We start from the raw sequence: 18,582 nt of genomic DNA on the forward strand, positions 1-18,582 counted from the left end.
TTTAGTATCATTCGTACTCTCTTTCAAAGACTATGTTTATTCAAGACAAAATATAGCACCACGCTTCATCCTCTTATATGTAAACATCGTCATTAATCCATCATTTGTTCTATTTAGTTAAAATTGTAAATAACAAATTTCTTTTTGTCAATTATAATTGTCATTACGACAATAAAACTTGTCAAAATAACTATTATTATTTTGCTCATCTTTCTAATATAGGACATACTACTATATATACAAAAGACAATATGCAAATGTTCATATAAAAATATTATATTTTAATATATAATATAAAATGATTTTCTAACATCAAGGAGGATACATATGAAGATGAAGAGGGGCATTACCACTTTATTATCTGTAGCGGTTCTATCTACATCACTTGTAGCATGTTCAGGAACACCAGAGAAAACAGTGGCAAAAGAAGAGAAAGTAAAATTAACAGAACAACAATTAATGGCTGATTTATGGTATCAAACAGCCGGTGAAGCGAAAGCACTTTACTACCAAGGGTACAACATTGGTCAATTAAAGCTTGATGCAATTCTTGCAAAAGGGACAGAGAAAAAACCTGCTATCGTGCTTGATTTAGACGAAACTGTTTTAGATAACAGTCCTCATCAAGCAATGAGCGTAAAAACAGGCAAAGGCTATCCTTACAAATGGGATGATTGGATTAGCAAAGCTGAGGCTGAAGCCCTTCCAGGCGCAATTGATTTCTTAAAATATACAGAGTCTAAAGGTGTAGATATTTACTACATCTCAAATCGTAAAACGAATCAACTAGATGCAACAATTAAAAATCTTGAGCGTGTAGGTGCTCCTCAAGCAACGAAAGAACATATATTACTACAAGATCCGAAAGAAAAAGGAAAAGAAAAACGCCGTGAACTCGTTTCTCAAACTCATGATATTGTCTTATTCTTCGGTGATAACTTATCTGATTTCACAGGTTTTGATGGAAAATCTGTAAAAGATCGTAACCAAACAGTAGCAGATTCAAAAGCACAATTTGGTGAGAAATTCATTATTTTCCCGAATCCAATGTATGGTGATTGGGAAGGCGCTTTATATGATTATGATTTCAAAAAATCAGATGCAGAAAAAGATAAAATCCGTCGCGACAACTTAAAATCATTTGAAGTAAAATAAAAGAGGATGGCATTCGCCATCCTCTTTTATTTTACTTTCTCTGTTAAAGGCAAGATAAATACTTCCACACGTCTATTCTTTGCCTTTCCTTCTTGTGTATCGTTTGGAGCAATTGAACGGTATTCTCCGTATCCAATCGCACTAAATTTTTCTGGTTGTAATTCTTTATTTTGCAGTAATACTTGCATAAAATTAACTGCCCGCTGCGTACTTAATTCCCAATTCGACGCAAACTGCGCATTGGCAATAGGGACATTATCTGTATGACCCGATACTGTAATTTCACGAGGTGACGCTGAAACAAGTAAGCTAGACATCTCTTTTGCAATCCCTAAAGATTCTAATTTCACATCTGCTTTCCCCGAATCAAACAGTATATTTTCTAATATTGTCACCATTAATCCCTTTTCAGTTAATTTAGTTTGAAAAGAAGAGGATAATTGTTTTTCATTAATATATTGATCAATCTTTTTTTGTAATGCTTTCAATTCATCCATCTCTTTTTTTTCTTTAGCTCTAGCTTCTTCTTGTTTTTTTGCTTGTTCTGCCTCAAGGCTACTTGCTGATAATTCTTTTTCATCATTTGGCTTTTGATCACTTAAAAATTCTTTGTTACCTGTTCCCCCAGCTAATTCACTTCGAAAAGCAACTGCCATCTGTTTAAACTTCGCAGCATCTATACTACTCATTGCGAATAAAACGATAAACAATGCAAATAACAACGTTAACATATCAGAATATGGGATTAACCACGTTTCATCGATATGCTCATCATGTTTTTTCTTTTTACCTCTTCTATTTTTCTTACTCCGCATTTTTTTCTGCTCCTTTTTCTAGCTTTTTACGCTCAGTTGCAGAAAGTGCACCTAAAATGCGGTTCTTCATAATAAACGGATATGTACCTTCTTGTAACATTAATAAACAATCAATGATTAAACGTTTTTTCTCAATTTCAGCTGAAGATTTTTGCTTTAACTTATTTGCAAATGGATGCCATAATACATAACCTGAAAAAATACCAAAAATCGTTGCAATAAACGCACCCGAAATAGCATGACCTAACTTTTCAATATCAGTTAAGTTACCAAGCGCAGCTACAAGACCGATAACAGCACCTAAAACTCCTAATGTCGGTGCATACGTACCAGCTTGTGAAAAAATAGCAGCTCCCTTTGCATGTCTTTCTTCAATTGCCTCTAATTCAGATTCCAAAATCTGCTCTAAATCTTCTGCGGATACGCCATCAATCACAAATTTCATACCGCGCAAAAGAAATTCATCTTGAATTTTGTCTAATTGTTGCTCTAAAGACAAAATACCGTATTTTCTACTTTCAGATGTCCAATGAACAAATAATTCTAGCAACTGTTCATAACTTAAATCCTTTTTATTTGAACCAAAAAGAACTTTAAATAGTTTTGGAACCCTTTTTAGTTGATTCATCGGAAATGCAATACATACTGCAGCAAATGTACCAATAAAAATAATTAATGCTGCGGCAGGATTTAATAAGGCTGTTATGTCAGCGCCCTTGACGACCATCCCTACTACCACTGCTACAAATCCTAAAATAAGTCCAATAATTGTTGCAAAATCCATTCCCATTCACTCCTAGTCTATACAAGAAGTTCTCTATTCTCGATAATCGCTACATCTTCTTATGTATATATATTACATAAAAAATGCATTTCATGAAAGATAAGAAATGAATTATATAAAAAAATACTACAAATTCACACATTTTTTGACATTTTCTTTGCATTTCTATTACGTTATGACTCTTATATTCCTTTTCCAACAAACTAGATTTATAATAAAAAAAACATTACACATTTTATGAAGAAGGGACTGTGATTACAAGGCATCATGAAAAAGATAATAATTATTTCTGCCACTACTATTGTAATCTGTATCACATCTTTCGCTTACTTTGGTTCTAAAACACCACTAAATAATGAAGCAAAAGCTGTCGAAAGTCAAAAGCATAATAACCATAAAAAAGAAGAGATTCCTGCTTTTCCAAAAGCTGATCATAATGCAAAGAAAATAGACAATGACTTTTCAGTTGTAACAAATCCAAAATCTAATCTTGTCTTAATTAATAAACATCGAAAACTACCAGATGGATACATTCCTGAAGACTTAACGAGACCAAATGTACCATTTATTAGTCCAAAAGATAAAGAAAAAACATTGCTGCGAAAAGATACTGCAGAGGCACTTGAAAACATGTTTAAAGCTGCGAAAAAAGAAGGGCTTGATCTTACAGCTGTATCTGGTTATCGTTCATACAAACGCCAAAAATCGTTGCATGATACATACGTTAGACGTCAAGGAAAAGCCGAAGCTAATTCGGTAAGTGCAATTCCTGGTACAAGTGAACACCAAACGGGTTTAGCAATGGATATTAGTTCAAAATCAGCTAAATTTCAATTAGAGCCTATCTTCGGGGAGACAGCAGAAGGAAAATGGGTCGCAGAACACGCTCATGAATTCGGCTTTGTCATTCGTTACTTAGAAGATAAAACAGATACAACAGAATATGCATATGAACCATGGCACTTACGCTACGTTGGTAATCCATACGCTACATACCTATATAAACATCACTTAACATTAGAAGAAGCGATGGAAGACAAAAAATAAGAGAGCAAATTGCTCTCTTATTTTTCTTTCACTCTATTATTGTATTAATTTCTTCTTCCATTCTTCAGGCCATGGTTCGCCTCTTCCTGTTTTTTTCGACGCTTGAACCATCATTCCACGACCTACTAAACAAACCTCTCCTGCTGCATTCTTCACCATATAATGTAAATCTAAAGAAGAATTCCCGACCGATCCTGCCTTTACATACACCTTCAGCTGTTCATCAAAATATATTTGCTTAATAAAATTACATTGTAAATCCGCAACAACGATCATCGTTTCTGATGATGCATGTGTCCACTCTTGCATAAATCCAAGTTCTTTAAACAACGCAATACGAGCTTCTTCAAAATAAGTAAAAGCAACGACATTATTTACATGTCCAAACATATCTACTTCACCAAAACGAACCTTTACAGGGTTGTAAAACGAAAAACCACTTTCCCATTGCTCAAAGTCTTCAATATAAGAAATCCTCTTCATTGTTATCTCTCCTTTTCACCTTTAAATAAACAGAATAAACAGAAAAATACAGTTATAAATATTGCCTCTTCGATATGAAGAGGCAATATTTATTAATAGTTATTATCGCTACCAAAGAAATCTTTGAACGATTGAATTGTTGTATCACGGTTTAATGCCGCAATTGAAGTTGTTAAAGGAATACCCTTCGGACATGATTGCACACAGTTTTGAGAGTTACCACAGTTTGCTAGTCCTCCATCTCCCATAATTGCACGTAAGCGATCTGCTTTATGCATTTCACCCGTTGGATGTGAGTTGAATAAGCGAGCTTGTGATAACGGTGCTGGTCCAATAAAGTCAGACTTACTGTTTACGTTTGGACATGATTCTAAGCAAACACCACATGTCATACATTTTGAAAGCTCATAAGCCCATTGACGCTTTTTCTCAGGCATTCTTGGTCCTGGCCCTAGGTCATACGTACCATCAATTGGAATCCACGCTTTAACGCGTTTTAGAGCATTAAACATGCGACTACGATCAACTTGCAAGTCACGTACAACCGGGAATGTCTTCATCGGTTTTAAGCGAATTGGTTGCTCTAATTGATCGATAAGTGCCGTACATGATTGACGTGGTTTTCCGTTAATCACCATCGAACATGCACCACATACTTCCTCTAAGCAGTTCATATCCCATGCAATCGGAGTTGTTTGGTTCCCTTTTGAATCAACAGGATTACGACGGATTTCCATAAGTGCTGAGATAATATTCATATTCGGACGATATGGAATTTCAAACTCTTGGTCAAACGCTTGCGCATCTGGCCCGTCTTGTCTCGTAATGATGAGGCGGATTGTTTTCTCAGACATGTTGTTTATCCCCCTTCTCTTCACCCTTAGCAGCTACATCGTGTTTTGAAGAATAATCACGTTTACGCGGTTTAATTAATGAAATATCAACGTCTTCGTAATGGAATGCTGGTGCATTTCCTTCTCCCTCAAATTTTGCCATCGTAGTTTTTAAGAAGTTTGCATCATCACGATTTGGGAATTCAGGTTTGTAATGCGCCCCACGGCTCTCATTACGGTTATATGCGCCAATTGTAATAACACGTGCTAACTCAAACATATTTGCAAGTTGGCGTGTAAATGAAGCACCTTGGTTACTCCATCTTGCTGTATCGTTAATGTTAATACGTTTGTAACGAGCCATTAATTCTTCAATTTTCGCATCTGTTTCTAATAATTTTTTATTTTCACGAACTACTGTAACGTTATCTGTCATCCATTCTCCAAGCTCTTTATGAAGAACATACGCATTTTCGTTACCATCCATCGTTAAAATATTGTTAAATTTCTCTGTTTCGATTAATTCATTTTGTTCATATACAGTAGATGAAACAGCATCCGATGATTTAGAAAGACCTTTCATATATTCAATTGCGTTTGGTCCCGCTACCATACCACCATAAATTGCTGATAATAGTGAGTTCGCACCAAGACGGTTACCTCCGTGCATAGAATAATCACATTCACCTGCTGCAAATAAACCTGGAATATTTGTCATCTGTTTATAATCAACCCATAGTCCGCCCATTGAATAGTGAACAGCTGGGAAGATTTTCATTGGTAGTTTACGAGGATCATCCCCTGTAAATTTCTCATAGATTTCAATAATTCCACCTAGTTTAATATCTAGTTCTTTTGGATCTTTATGAGAAAGATCTAAGTACACCATGTTTTCACCGTTAATACCTAGTTTTTGCTCTACGCAAACATCAAAGATTTCACGTGTTGCGATGTCACGAGGTACAAGGTTTCCGTAAGCCGGATATTTTTCTTCTAAGAAGTACCATGGTTTACCATCTTTATATGTCCAAACACGTCCACCTTCACCACGTGCAGATTCACTCATAAGACGTAATTTATCGTCTCCAGGAATTGCCGTTGGGTGAATTTGAATGAACTCACCGTTTGCATAGTATGCGCCTTGTTGATATACAGCAGAAGCTGCTGTACCTGTATTGATAATGGAGTTTGTTGATTTTCCGAAAATGATACCAGGGCCCCCTGTTGCCATAATCACGGCATCTGCTCCGAAACTTCTAATCTCCATAGTTTGTAAGTCTTGTGCAACGATTCCTCGGCACACACCTTCATCATCAACAACAGCTCGTAAGAAATCCCAACCTTCATATTTCGTTACAAGTCCTGCTACTTCGTGACGACGTACTTGCTCATCTAATGCGTAAAGTAATTGCTGTCCAGTTGTTGCACCAGCAAATGCTGTACGGTGATGTTGCGTTCCACCAAATCGACGGAAATCAAGAAGTCCTTCTTCCGTACGGTTAAACATAACACCCATACGGTCCATTAAATGAATGATACCAGGTGCTGCTTCACACATTGCTTTAACTGGTGGTTGGTTCGCTAAGAAGTCCCCACCATAAATTGTATCGTCAAAGTGGATCCATGGAGAATCCCCTTCACCTTTCGTATTTACGGCACCGTTAATTCCGCCCTGAGCACATACAGAATGTGAACGTTTTACTGGTACTAAAGAAAACAGTTCAACATTTACTCCTGCTTCTGCCGCTTTAATCGTTGCCATTAAGCCAGCCAAGCCACCGCCGACTACTATAAGTTTCCCTTTCATGCTCTCCCACTCCTTACTGGTTTGCTAGCTGTGGATCGATGAACGCTAATAATGCACTCACACCTACATAAGATAAACCTAAGAAAATAGCTAATGTTACATAAGTAGAGATTCTTTGTGAACGTGGAGATACTGTAATTCCCCAGCTGATGCAGAATGTCCATAGTCCATTTGCAAAGTGGAAAATTGTTGAAACAACACCAACTAAGTAGAATGCAAACATAGCTGGATTGTTTAAAATATCTGCCATCATATCATAGTTTACCTCTTTACCTAACATTGCTTGAATACGAGTTTCCCAGACGTGCCAAGAAATGAAGATCAGCGTAACGATACCTGAAATTCTTTGGAAGACGAACATCCAGTTACGGAAATAACCGTAAGAAACCGCATTGTTCTTAGCTGTAAATGCAATATATAAGCCATATATAGCATGGTACAGTATCGGTAAAAAGATGATGAAAATTTCTAGCGCATACCGGAATGGAAGGAGCTCCATAAAGCCTGCAGCTTTGTTAAAAGCCTCTGCTCCTCGTGTTGCAAAGTTGTTTACAATTAAATGTTGCGTCAAAAAGACACCAACCGGGATGACCCCCATTAATGAGTGCCACTTACGAAACGTATACTCGCGGCCTTTCATGTCCCCATTACCCCCCTTGAATGTTTGACTGCTGTTTTCAGATTAGTTTACAACAATAATGTTTTTTCACTATTGGCATAAGAAAAACTGAAAAAATTATTCGAAATATTTCAGCATAATTTGATACCAAGTTCATTTTACTCCTATTTTTGTCGAAGCGTCAAGAAAACGTATACATAATTTGCATATAATTTGCCAATTCTTTTTTTCTTCTTATATATTCAGATTTTCCTAAAGAAAAATCTGTTTTTATAAATGTGAAATGTTATATAATAATCCCTATAGAAAGAGGGGAATATTGTGAGCAAAAATACAATCGATACAACATCTTTAGAAGATGTTTCATTGAACGCCTTCGCTTATGAATTGCTACGTGAAGAATTACTACCTGATTTAATCGGCAACGATTTAGATGGTATTTTATACTGGTCTGGTAGAAACCTTGCAAGAAAATATCCGCTAGAAACAATTGAAGAAGTCATTCAGTTCTTTGAAAAGGCTGGCTGGGGCACTTTAAGCATTGTTGAACATAAGCGTCGTGAAATGCAGTTCCAACTTAAAGGTACACTCATTGCAGAACGTCAAAAACAAAAACGACATTCTTCTTATCAACTAGAAGCCGGATTCATCGCTGAACAAATCCAAAAGCAACGGAACGTCGTTGCAGAGTCATACGAAGAAAAGAAAAAACGTTCTGACTCTATTACATTTCTTGTAAAATGGGATATAAAAGATCTCATTGAAGTGTAAGCATTACCTACAGTCAACTAGACATATCAGTTTAGTTGACTTTTTTGTATTTTCATTCAGATGTGTTTATTTTAAATCTTCAGAAATTATATCAAAAAACAGAAGACGTTGTAAACTACAACGTCTTCTTATCTGTTAAATACGTATAAATCGTCTCCGCGACATTTTTTGGCATACCCGCTTCGACAAATTCCTCTATAGAAGCTTCTTTCATCTTCTTTAATGAACCAAAATGTTTTAACAATACCTTTTTCCGTTTATCACCGATTCCTGGAATATCATCCAACGCTGATTGAATGACAGATTTTCCATGTAATTGACGATGGAATGTAATCGCAAATCGATGCACCTCATCTTGAATACGCTGCAATAAATAAAATTCTTGGCTATTTCTCTCAAGCATCACAGGTTCCGGTGGATCCCCAATAATTAAATGGGAGGTTTTATGTTTATCATCTTTTACAAGACCTGCCATCGGAATATATAATCCGAGCTCATTCTCTAAAATATCACTTGCAGCCGCTAGATGGCCTTTTCCTCCATCAATAATAATCAAATCAGGTAAAGGTGAATTTTCTTTAAGCGCCCTTGTATAACGGCGCCTCACAACTTCCCTCATAGACTCATAATCGTCTGGTCCTTGAACCGTTTTAATTTTATATTTTCGATACTCTTTCTTCGCCGGTTTCCCATCGATAAAAGCAATCATTGCAGAAACGGGATTTGTTCCTTGAATATTTGAGTTATCAAACGCTTCAATACGATACGGTGTTTCAATCCCAAGCTGCTTCCCTAAATGATCTACCGCTTTAATCGTTCGTTCTTCATCACGTTCAATTAAGTAGAACTTCTCTTCAAGAGCAATCTTCGCATTTTTATTTGCTAATTCTACAAGGTCTTTTTTCTTACCACGTTTCGGCTGTGTTGCTTCTACTTCTAAAAACCGCTCTACTAATTCCGAGTCTATACTTCCTGGAACGACAATTTCCTTCGGCTTAAAATGACTACTGTTTTCATAAAATTGGCCGATAAAAGTTAAAAAACCCTCTTCTGGTTCATCGTAAATTGGAAACATAGAAACATCGCGTTCAATTAGCTTTCCTTTTCGAACAAAGAAAACTTGAACACACATCCATCCTTTATCCACTGCATATCCAAACACATCACGATCCACTAAGTCACTCATAATCATCTTTTGTTTTTCCATAATCGCATCAATATGAGCAATTTGATCACGCAACTCTTTTGCACGTTCAAACTCTAGTTTCTCTGAGGCCTCATACATTTTTGTTTCTAATTCTGAACGAACTTCTTTATGTCCACCATTTAAAAACTTAATAATTTCATCTACAATTTCTTTATTTTGTTCTTCCGTCACTTCTTTCACACAAGGTGCTAAACATTGACCCATATGATAATACAAACAAACTTTATCTGGCATATTCGTGCATTTCCGAAGTGGATACATACGATCTAGCAGTTTTTTCGTTTCATGAGCAGATTGTGCATTTGGATAAGGACCAAAATATTTCCCTTTATCCTTTTTTACGTTTCGAGTAATGAGTAAGCGCGGTTGCTTCTCCGCCGTAATTTTAATAAAGGGATATGTTTTATCATCTTTTAATTGAATATTATATTTCGGATCATATTTTTTAATTAGATTTAACTCTAAAATAAGCGCTTCTAAATTCGAAGAGGTTACAATATATTCAAAATCAACAATTTCTCCTACAAGCCGCAGTGTTTTCCCATCATGTGAACCAGTAAAGTACGAGCGCACACGATTTTTAAGCACTTTTGCCTTTCCGACATATATAACCGTTCCTTGCTTATCTTTCATCAAATAACAACCAGGTTGATCTGGTAAAATGGCCAACTTCTCTTTCAAATGTTCGTGCACTCGTCTCCCTCCATTTCTACATACTTAGCATTTTTATTTCCCCTTGAAAACATACTATGCCCAAACACCCAACATACGTTCTTTTATTGTAACGGAAAGACTGTAAAAAAGAAAATAAAAAAAGCTACCAAATGGTAGCCCCTTTATTTTAGAAGTGTTTAGAAACTAATTCTACTAACGCTTCTTTCGGTTTGTAACCTAACGCTTGATCAACTACTTTACCGTCTTTTAATACGAAAAGAGCTGGAATACTCATTACTTCGAATTGACGAGCAGTTTCTTGGTTTTCATCAACGTCTACTTTTACTACTTTTACTTTTTCGCCTAGTTCTGCATCGATTTCCTCTAATACAGGAGCGATCATTTTACAAGGTCCACACCAAGGTGCCCAGAAATCTAATAATACAACACCTTCGCTAGTTTCAGCTGCGAAGCTTTGGTCATTTGCGTTTACAATTGCCATTTTATTTCCTCCTTCAAGTATATTCTACCAAGAGTATATCATTAACTTATATACGTGGCGAATAATATGTATCGTTATGTATTGTAACAAAAAAATGTTCCTTTATACTATATAAAAATACGGATTAAAAACTAAAAAGATGAGAGACAGGGGATCTCTCACCTTTTTCTATATATAGGGGTACTTCACTTGGAACTCAAGGGTACTTAAATCATGAATGTACTTTTAACTTTTTAAACTCTTCTGTTAAAAGAGGTACAACTTCGAATAAGTCACCGACAATACCGTAGTCAGCTACTTTAAAGATACTTGCTTCTGGATCTTTATTAATCGCAACGATGATTTTTGAGTTAGACATACCTGCTAAATGCTGAATCGCACCAGAAATACCACATGCAATGTATAAGTCTGGCGTAACAACTTTACCAGTTTGACCGATTTGTAATGAATAATCACAGTATTCAGCGTCACAAGCACCACGAGATGCCCCAACAGCGCCGCCTAGTACGTCAGCTAACTCTTTTAATGGTTTAAAGCCTTCTTCACTCTTTACACCGCGTCCGCCAGCGATAATAACTTTCGCTTCAGAAAGATCAACACCTTCTGCCGTTTTACGGACAACATCTTGAATGATTGTACGTAAATCTTTCACATCAACTGTAATAGAAGATACGTCACCGCTGCGAGACTCATCTTTTTCCAGAGTTGCAATGTTATTTGGACGCACTGTCGCAAATAAGATGCCGTCTGTTACAATCTTCTTCTCGAATGCTTTACCAGAGTAAATTGGACGAGTGAAGATAACATTTCCACCTTCAACCTCTAAAGCAGTTACGTCAGAAACTAAACCAGCTTCAAGCTTCGCTGCTAATTTTGGTGATAAATCTTTACCAAGTGCTGTATGTCCAAAGACAATACCTTCTGGATTTTCTTCAGCATGTACAGCTAAAAACGCTTGTGCATAACCATCAGATGTATATGATTTTAATTTATCATTTTCAACTGTCACAACGCGATCTGCACCGTAATGAATCAATTCATTTGCAAAAGAGGCAACGCTGTCTCCAATTAGAAGACCTACTACTTCACCGCCTTCTGCAATTGTTTTTGCTGCTGCTACCGCTTCAAACGAAACGTTACGTAGCGATCCATCACGAACTTCACCCATTACTAATACTTTACGAGCCATAGATTTTCCCTCCTGCATATATAATTTCGTATTTTATTAGATTACTTTCGCTTCTGTATGGAGCAACGATACAAGTTCTTTTACTTGATCTTGCAGCTCGCCTTGTAACACTTTTCCTGCATCTTTCTTAGGAGGCAAATAGATTTCAATTGTTTTTGTCTTTGCTTCCACATCATCATCTTCTAAATCTAAATCATCTAATTCTAATTCTTCTAGTGGCTTTTTCTTCGCTTTCATAATACCTGGAAGCGATGGATAACGCGGTTCATTTAAACCTTGTTGTGCTGTTACTAAAACTGGTAATGAAGTTGCAATCACTTCTGTATCCCCTTCAACATCACGCTCAATCTTCACATTTGTACCGTCAATTTCAAGTTTTGTAATTGTCGTTACATACGGAATATTTAACGCTTCAGCTACGCGTGGTCCTACTTGTCCAGATGCACCATCAATTGCAACGTTTCCGCCTAAAATTAAATCTGCATCTTTATCTTTTAAATATTCAGCAAGCACTTTTGCTGTCGTGAACTGGTCACCATTTTCTACATCATCTTCAATATTAATTAATACCGCTTTATCACAGCCCATTGCTAATGCAGTACGAAGTTCTTTCTCACTATCTTCGCCACCGACTGTTACAACTGTAACTTCTCCACCTTGTGCGTCTCTTACTTGAATTGCTTCTTCAATTGCATATTCATCGTAAGGGTTGATGATGAATTCCGCTTCGCCATCGTAAATTGCACCGTTTTTAATTACGATTTTTTCTTCTGTATCAAATGTTCGTTTCATGAGTACGTAGATGTTCATTCCATTTACCCCCTTGTTTTTCAGAAAGATTCTATCAATTTTAATTTTCTGTTAATTTATATCAAAAAAATAATTGAACTACCTGCCACTAAATGAAGGTTTACGCTTTTCTAAAAATGCAGCTACACCTTCTCTTCCATCTTCACTCGTAAATACTTCACCAAAAATCTGTGATTCACGTTGTACACCTTCATAGTAATGAGACGATTTTGTCGTTTGCAATAATTCTAGTACAGCACGAGTTGTTGCTGGACTTTTTCCAGCAATTTGTTTTGCGACTTTAAGCGTATCATCTAAAAGTGATTCTTCAGAGAATAATCCGTTAACAAGTCCCCACTTTAACGCTTCTGCACCAGTAATTGGTGTACTTGTTAACATCATTTCACAAGCTTTCGCTTTCCCAACATAACGTGGTAAGCGCTGTGTACCTGCAAAGCCAGGAATTAATCCAAGTGTTAATTCGGGTAAACCAAGTTTTGCACTTTCAGTTGCAAAGCGCATGTGGCAAGACATAGCAAACTCAAGGCCGCCGCCCAGTGCCGCTCCATGAATTGCCGCAATAACTGGTTTTGAACATTTTTCAACACGCTCAAACGTAACTTGTCCAAGCTGTGCTAATTCTGTTGCTTGCTTCGCTTCAGTAACAGATGTAAATTCTTTAATATCTGCTCCCGCTGAGAAGAAACGTCCTTCACCGTGAATAACAACAACACGAATGTTATCATCCTTTTCCACTTGATCAATTAATTCAGTAACGTCATGCATAACTTGTGAAGACATCGCATTTGCTGGTGCGTGATTTAACGTCGCCACCGCGATATGATCTTCAACTCTTACAGATAGGAATTTCAACATGATCCCTCCCATTATTGACGATAGCCACAAGCTGCAATAAGTAGCCCGTGTACCGTTTTTGAAAGTGCGACCAGATCATACTTATGATCGCTCATTACCCAATTGGTCACAACTTCATCTACTGTTCCAAAGATCATTTGTCTTGCCACGCGAACATTTAAATCTGCTTGAAATTCACCTTGTTTTATACCAGTCTCTAAAATCTCATCCATAACTTGTAAGTAGCCTTTTAATACTTCATTTATTTTAAGGCGCAAGTCTTGATTGGACTGCCTCAGCTCTAATTGCGTAACGATAGCAAGAGGATCATTTTGCGACAACAGCAAGAAGTGCGTTTCTACCAACATGAATAACTTCGATACAGCGCTTTCAATTCCTGCTGTTTTTTGACGAATTGTTTCGACAAATTCTCCCATCTTCTCTTGGAATAAGGATATTAATATATCTTCTTTATTTTTAAAATATAAATAAATCGTGCCATCAGCTACCCCAGCTTGCTTTGCGATTTTAGAAACTTGCGCTTGGTGGTACCCATTTTCCGCAATCACAATGACTGCCGCATCAATAATTTGATTGTATTTCGGTCTATTTTTCTTCACTTTACTGTCCCCTTCAAGAAGATGACTGAATGAATAGTCATTCATATTCTTATAATACTGACTATTTAGAAAAGTGTCAATCCTATTTTTTCAAAAAGAAAGGGCCTTAGCCCGTTTGCTCATCCTCATTCTTTCTCTTCTCTTCATCTATTAGAACACGTCGTAAAATTTTCCCTACTGTCGTTTTCGGCAATTCATCTCTAAACTCATATACTTTCGGCACTTTATAAGCCGCTAAATATTTACGTGCAAACTGATTTAATTCTTCCTCAGAGCACTCCGTACCTTCTTTTAACACAACAAATGCTTTAACTGTCTCTCCTCGGTACGGATCTGGAACTCCAATTGTCACTACTTCTTGCACTTTTTCATGCTCATATAATACTTCTTCAACTTCACGAGGATACACATTAAATCCACTCGCGACAATCATATCTTTCTTGCGATCTTTTACATAGAAGAATCCATCCTCATCCATGTAGCCAACATCACCTGTATGGAGCCAGCCATCTTGCAATACAGCCGCTGTTTCCTCTGGCTTATTCCAGTACCCTTTCATAATTTGAGGACCTTTCACTACAATTTCCCCTATTTCTCCTGGCGGTAATTCCTCACCAGTTTCAAGTGACATAATGATTGCTTCTGTATCTGGCCACGGAACTCCAATGCTACCTGGCACTCGCTTTTCCCATAAAAAATTACTATGTGTAACCGGAGAGGATTCTGTTAAACCATATCCCTCTACTAGTTTACCACCTGTAACTGTTTCGAACTTTTCCTGTACTTCTACTGGCAGTGGTGCTGATCCACTAATACAAGCACGAATAGAAGAAATATCGTATTCTTTTAAAAGTGGGCTATTTAAAAGAGCGATATAAATAGTTGGTGCCCCTGGAAATAGTGTCACTTTATGCTTCTTAATCGCTTCAAAGACCATTTTCATATCAAACTTTGGAATAAGGACCATTTTGTATCCTTGCATAACACTCAAATTCATAACAGCCGTCATGCCGTACACGTGGAAAAATGGAAGAACCCCAAGAACGACTTCTTCTCCTTCTTTGCAATTATATAACCATTGAACTCCCATTAACGTGTTAGAGACGAGGTTTTTATGCGTTAACATAACGCCTTTCGGAAATCCAGTTGTTCCTCCTGTGTACTGTAAAAGAGCTAAATCATTTTCAGGATCACAAGGCACCTCAACATCCGTATCCACTTCTTTTTCTACTGAATTCCAAAGATGAATCGTTTCACTCTCTGATACTTTCACAACTAAATTCGACTGTTTTTTCTGCACAAATGGATACAATAGATTTTTAGGGAATGGTAAAAAGTCCGCAATACGAGTTACGATAATATGCTCAATTTTTGTAGCAGATTGAACATTCGTTACTCTTGGAAACACTAAATCGAGACAAAGAATTACTTTTGCTCCCGAGTCATGAAGCTGATATTCTAATTCTCTTTCTGTATACAGTGGATTTGTTTGTACTACGATACCTCCCGCAAGTAATGTACCGTAATAACCAATTACAGCTTGCGGACAATTCGGCAACATAATAGCAACTCGATCACCCTTTTCCACACCGAGCTTTTGAAGATAATTTGCAAACCTCTTTACCTTATCATGGAAGTCCGAAAACGTAATATCCTTCCCTAAAAAGTGAAGCGCTTTCTTTTCTGGGTAGCGAGAAGCCATCTGTTCTACATATCTATGAAGCGGCTGAATATCATAAGAAATCGTACTAGGAATTTCCTCTGGATAACTTTTCAACCATGGTTTTTCCACCTTCATTCCCCCTTCAAATACATAAAAAATAAAGTGAAACTTTAATCAGTGGAGGTTTTGTTCAGCCCCACTGATTATTAGCCCACACCAATCGGGCTTTTACGGACAGTTAATCACCCAGCTAACTTCTTTACTTTCGCTGAATTTTAAGGCGGGATCTTACTGCCCACAAATAGCGGGATAAATGAATGTTCATTCATGATGGTTATTTTCATTATATTATAGTCACCACAGCGTTACAATCATAATATTCTGACTTTTTATAACTATGCTTTACTTCATTAACTTCTTATTATATGTAGAAACTCTCCTAATCTTAAAAGAGTAAGAGAGTTATGGTTTAGCTCAATCTTATTATCGTTAACACTGCTCCTGGAGTAGTTGTTGATAATGTTGCAACAGCTAACAAACCAAATAATTGCAAACTAATTGCACTCCCCGCCGCAAGAGTCGTAATAATTGTCGCACTAAATGATGTCGTTGCTAATGCAGGAGTATTAATAGTCCCAGCAAGCGGTGCCCCATTAATTGTAATTCGTGAACTAACTAATAATGAAGCCGTTATATTAATTGAATATGAAATATAATAATTCCCTGCATTTGCAGCCGTAAATACTGTGTTCCCCGCAGACACTGTGATACCCGGACCGATATTCTGATTGTTTGGAAGCGGGACATTTGTTCCACCTAGTAGTACCGATATTGCTGTACCCGACGTATTATTTGCAAATGCGTACGTTGCCGTTATACTTGTGCCTGTTGCTCCCGTTGCTCCTGTTGAGCCTGTTACTCCCGTTACTCCGGTTGAACCTGTCGCTCCCGTTGGACCCGTTGCTCCTGTTATTCCTGTTGCTCCTGTCGCTCCCGTTGGGCCTGTTACTCCTGTTATTCCTGTTGCTCCTGTTATTCCTGTCGCTCCCGTTGGGCCTGTTGCTCCTGTTATTCCTGTCGCTCCCGTCGGGCCTGTTGCTCCTGTTGCCCCCGTCGGACCTGTATCGCCTGTTGCTCCCGTTGGACCTGTGTCGCCTGTTGCTCCTGTTGCCCCCGTTGGACCTGTATCGCCTGTTGCTCCCGTTGGACCTGTGTCGCCTGTCGCTCCTGTTGCCCCCGTCGGACCTGTTGGACCAACTTTAGGGACTGTCCCATCGCAACTAAAACAGCATGAATCAACATGTACACCATTTTGATTATTACACCCACAATATCCATTTATGTTATTGCTCCATGAAGACATGTTGATCACTTCCTTTACATTCGATCTTTTTAGCGCAATCACCGAATTAAAAAACACCTATCTAAATGACAAAGAAATACTTTGCCTAGTCGGGGATAAAACACAGATTTCTTCCATACATTCTAGTAATTATTACATGCGATTCACTCTCCTTTTGCTTGTACTTTCGCCTCATCTCCACAGATTATTAACCATACACATTACACTTTCGTACACAGCCAAGTTCCCATTTAAACTTTCCACATTCGCCAATATTTTTAGTAAAGAGGCTTATTCTTCATAAATAGCGACTGTAACATATAAAAATCCGTATAATCTGTTATTTTTAGTCAAAATTTTAAAAATATATTGACACTTAAAATACCCTCATAGTATGATTTTGGTGTTGTAATTGATAACCATTTTCACTTGTGGTGCTAGTTACAAAAAACACTTAATTTGGGGGCAGAAGATGAAGAAAATTCTCAGTATTTTCATAGTAGTTCTTCTATTCGCTGTTGGATGCGGACAGCAAAAAGAGGAGAAAAAAGAAACAAAAGCGGACAATAAAAATCAAGCTATAACAATTAAACACGCTGAAGGGGAAACGAAGTTAGATAAACCAGCGAAAAAAGTAGTTGTACTTGAGTGGGTATATTCAGAAGACTTATTAGCACTTGGTGTTCAGCCAGTAGGGATGGCAGACATTAAGAATTATAATAAATGGGTAAATACAAAAACAAAACCGAGTAAAGATGTTGTAGATGTAGGGACACGTCAACAACCAAACTTAGAAGAAATTAGCCGTTTAAAACCAGACTTAATTATCACAGCTTCATTCCGTGGTAAAGCAATTAAAAATGAATTAGAGCAAATTGCACCAACAGTTATGTTTGATCCATCAACAAGTAATAACGATCACTTTGCTGAAATGACAGAAACATTTAAACAAATTGCAAAAGCAGTTGGGAAAGAAGAAGAAGGTAAAAAAGTATTAGCTGATATGGATAAAGCATTTGCTAATGCAAAAGCAAAAATTGAGAAAGCAGACTTAAAAGATAAAAACATAGCAATGGCACAAGCATTTACTGCTAAAAACGTACCAACATTCCGTATCCTAACTGACAATTCTTTAGCTTTACAAGTTACAAAAAAATTAGGTTTAACAAATACTTTTGAAGCAGGGAAATCTGAGCCAGATGGTTTCAAACAAACAACTGTAGAATCATTACAAAGTGTACAAGATTCAAACTTCATTTACATTGTAGCGGATGAAGATAACATTTTTGACACGCAACTAAAAGGCAACCCTGCTTGGGAAGAATTAAAGTTCAAAAAAGAAAACAAAATGTATAAATTAAAAGGCGACACTTGGATTTTCGGTGGTCCTGAGTCTGCAACATCTTTAGCAACACAAGTAGCAGATGTCATGACAGCGAAGAAGTGA

At 37.1% G+C, this 18,582-nt stretch carries 18 protein-coding genes; 4 read left to right on the top strand and 14 right to left on the bottom strand.

The features are described 5' to 3' along the window. The first annotated feature begins 327 nt into the window (after positions 1–327). Positions 328–1,155 carry a 5'-nucleotidase, lipoprotein e(P4) family gene (locus tag AXW78_RS21715; RefSeq protein ID WP_000782758.1) on the top strand — a complete coding sequence of 276 codons (828 nt, stop codon included), beginning with the start codon at positions 328–330 and terminating at the stop codon, positions 1,153–1,155. 26 nt (positions 1,156–1,181) lie between these two features. Here the strand turns inward: AXW78_RS21715 and motB are convergent, their stop codons facing one another. Both motB and motA read right to left on the bottom strand, forming a co-directional pair. Further along, on the bottom strand, positions 1,182–1,970 hold the full coding sequence (motB, locus tag AXW78_RS21720) for a flagellar motor protein MotB (protein ID WP_001256734.1): 789 nt from the start codon (positions 1,968–1,970) through the stop codon (positions 1,182–1,184). Further along, positions 1,960–2,754, bottom strand: a complete 795-nt coding sequence (gene motA, locus AXW78_RS21725; RefSeq protein ID WP_000344853.1) for a flagellar motor stator protein MotA — start codon at positions 2,752–2,754, stop codon at positions 1,960–1,962. Before motA ends, motB begins: the two co-directional genes overlap by 11 nt. Positions 2,755–3,021: 267 nt before the next feature. On the opposite strand from motA, the gene AXW78_RS21730 reads away from it, so the two are divergent. Beyond that, positions 3,022–3,801 (top strand): M15 family metallopeptidase, encoded by a 780-nt coding sequence (locus AXW78_RS21730; protein ID WP_061884644.1) that lies wholly within the window; start codon positions 3,022–3,024, stop codon positions 3,799–3,801. Between the two features lie 36 nt (positions 3,802–3,837). Here the strand turns inward: AXW78_RS21730 and AXW78_RS21735 are convergent, their stop codons facing one another. The 4 genes from AXW78_RS21735 to sdhC all read right to left on the bottom strand — a co-directional run bounded on the left by AXW78_RS21735 (position 3,838) and on the right by sdhC (position 7,564). Further along, complete coding sequence (locus tag AXW78_RS21735) at positions 3,838–4,284, bottom strand: acyl-CoA thioesterase (RefSeq protein ID WP_000822733.1); 447 nt, start codon at positions 4,282–4,284, stop codon at positions 3,838–3,840. A gap of 92 nt (positions 4,285–4,376) precedes the next feature. Then, entirely contained in the window at positions 4,377–5,138 is a 762-nt protein-coding gene (sdhB, locus tag AXW78_RS21740) for a succinate dehydrogenase iron-sulfur subunit (RefSeq protein ID WP_001291827.1), read from the bottom strand. After that, positions 5,131–6,924, bottom strand: a complete 1,794-nt coding sequence (gene sdhA / locus AXW78_RS21745) for a succinate dehydrogenase flavoprotein subunit (RefSeq protein WP_000676750.1) — start codon at positions 6,922–6,924, stop codon at positions 5,131–5,133. The genes sdhB and sdhA overlap by 8 nt, the downstream gene beginning before the upstream one ends. Before the next feature lie 13 nt (positions 6,925–6,937). Continuing rightward, a complete protein-coding gene (gene sdhC / locus AXW78_RS21750; RefSeq protein ID WP_000678354.1) occupies positions 6,938–7,564 on the bottom strand; it encodes a succinate dehydrogenase cytochrome B558 in 627 nt (208 codons plus the stop codon). Between the two features lie 300 nt (positions 7,565–7,864). Between sdhC and AXW78_RS21755 the strand changes: the two genes are divergently transcribed. Then, the gene (locus AXW78_RS21755; RefSeq protein ID WP_000042226.1) at positions 7,865–8,314 is read left to right on the top strand and encodes a YslB family protein; all 450 of its coding nucleotides are present in this window, start codon (positions 7,865–7,867) and stop codon (positions 8,312–8,314) included. Positions 8,315–8,429: 115 nt separating this feature from the next. Here the strand turns inward: AXW78_RS21755 and uvrC are convergent, their stop codons facing one another. The 8 genes from uvrC to AXW78_RS21795 form a co-directional block, all read right to left on the bottom strand. Then, on the bottom strand, positions 8,430–10,214 hold the full coding sequence (gene uvrC / locus AXW78_RS21760; RefSeq protein WP_000544299.1) for an excinuclease ABC subunit C: 1,785 nt from the start codon (positions 10,212–10,214) through the stop codon (positions 8,430–8,432). A 148-nt stretch (positions 10,215–10,362) separates the two neighbouring features. Then, positions 10,363–10,677 (bottom strand): thioredoxin, encoded by a 315-nt coding sequence (gene trxA / locus AXW78_RS21765; protein WP_001018943.1) that lies wholly within the window; start codon positions 10,675–10,677, stop codon positions 10,363–10,365. A gap of 211 nt (positions 10,678–10,888) precedes the next feature. After that, a complete protein-coding gene (etfA, locus tag AXW78_RS21770; protein WP_000101945.1) occupies positions 10,889–11,866 on the bottom strand; it encodes an electron transfer flavoprotein subunit alpha in 978 nt (325 codons plus the stop codon). 36 nt (positions 11,867–11,902) lie between these two features. Beyond that, positions 11,903–12,676 (bottom strand): electron transfer flavoprotein subunit beta, encoded by a 774-nt coding sequence (etfB, locus tag AXW78_RS21775; RefSeq protein WP_001029027.1) that lies wholly within the window; start codon positions 12,674–12,676, stop codon positions 11,903–11,905. 78 nt (positions 12,677–12,754) lie between these two features. After that, positions 12,755–13,531 carry an enoyl-CoA hydratase gene (locus tag AXW78_RS21780; protein ID WP_000911292.1) on the bottom strand — a complete coding sequence of 259 codons (777 nt, stop codon included), beginning with the start codon at positions 13,529–13,531 and terminating at the stop codon, positions 12,755–12,757. A gap of 11 nt (positions 13,532–13,542) precedes the next feature. After that, the gene (locus tag AXW78_RS21785; protein WP_000742223.1) at positions 13,543–14,130 is read right to left on the bottom strand and encodes a fatty acid metabolism transcriptional regulator FadR; all 588 of its coding nucleotides are present in this window, start codon (positions 14,128–14,130) and stop codon (positions 13,543–13,545) included. A 106-nt stretch (positions 14,131–14,236) separates the two neighbouring features. Continuing rightward, on the bottom strand, positions 14,237–15,922 hold the full coding sequence (locus AXW78_RS21790) for a long-chain-fatty-acid--CoA ligase (protein ID WP_000414740.1): 1,686 nt from the start codon (positions 15,920–15,922) through the stop codon (positions 14,237–14,239). A 340-nt stretch (positions 15,923–16,262) separates the two neighbouring features. Then, on the bottom strand, positions 16,263–17,156 hold the full coding sequence (locus AXW78_RS21795; protein ID WP_061884645.1) for a BclA C-terminal domain-containing protein: 894 nt from the start codon (positions 17,154–17,156) through the stop codon (positions 16,263–16,265). Positions 17,157–17,607: 451 nt separating this feature from the next. On the opposite strand from AXW78_RS21795, the gene AXW78_RS21800 reads away from it, so the two are divergent. Beyond that, a complete protein-coding gene (locus tag AXW78_RS21800; RefSeq protein WP_000722822.1) occupies positions 17,608–18,582 on the top strand; it encodes an ABC transporter substrate-binding protein in 975 nt (324 codons plus the stop codon).

The organism is Bacillus thuringiensis (assembly GCF_001595725.1).
Classification (GTDB): domain Bacteria; phylum Bacillota; class Bacilli; order Bacillales; family Bacillaceae_G; genus Bacillus_A; species Bacillus_A thuringiensis_K.